General features: G+C 46.5%; 1 protein-coding gene. It reads left to right on the forward strand.

What is annotated here, in order from left to right; all coding sequences use genetic code 11:
• Positions 1–194: hypothetical protein (locus DF185_RS24770; protein WP_207784740.1), on the forward strand; the 194-nt coding region annotated here is incomplete at its 5' end.
• Between the last annotated feature and the right edge of the window lie 555 nt (positions 195–749).

Here is a 749-nt window from a genome sequence, read left to right on the forward strand (position 1 = left end):
TTCCGGACCTCGCCAAGTGTTTTGAAAACCCGCAACGCTCGCAAAGGTGGATAGTGAGAATAATAAGTGAAGAGACAGACTTGTCCAAAACGCCCACCACGAAGGTGCATAGTGAGAAGAGTAAGTCAAGAGATAGACTTGTCCAAAAAGAAACGGAAGAGAAAGCGTGGGGAGACGCTCACGAAGGTGCATAGTGAGAAGAGTAAGTCAAGAGACAGACTTGTTCGAAAAGAAACAAAAGAGAATGCTTGGGGAGATAGAAGTGTGAGATAGTTCTCAAGCTAAGAAAGTTGTAAAAGCTAAGAACTAGCATCAAATGATGGATGAAACACAAGGTAGTTGTTGAAAAGTCAAACACTTGGTGATATGAACACAAACGTTCAATATGACAAACCCATGCCAAGTAAAGAGAAAATGAAAACTGGTGATTGTTGCGGAAATCGTCCAGGATTCCTCGACCAGGACTTGAAATCGTCGAGGGGAAAAAATCGGTTCCGAGGAATCGTCGATCCGGACTTGGAATCGTCGAGAAAAGTTTACCGGGTCCGAGGATTTGTCGACCAGGAGTGGAAATCGTCGAGAAAAATCTATCGGGTCCGAGGAATCGTCGACCAGGACGAGGAATCGTCGACCGGGTCCGAGGATTTGTCGACCAGGTCCGAGACTTCATCGACCGGGTCCGAGGATTCGTCGACCAGGTCCGAGACTTCATCGACCGGGTCCAAGTATTTGATTTTATTTTGGAACCG

The sequence above is a fragment of the Marinifilum breve genome (assembly GCF_003202155.1).
GTDB classification, from domain to species: Bacteria; Bacteroidota; Bacteroidia; order Bacteroidales; family Marinifilaceae; genus Marinifilum; species Marinifilum breve.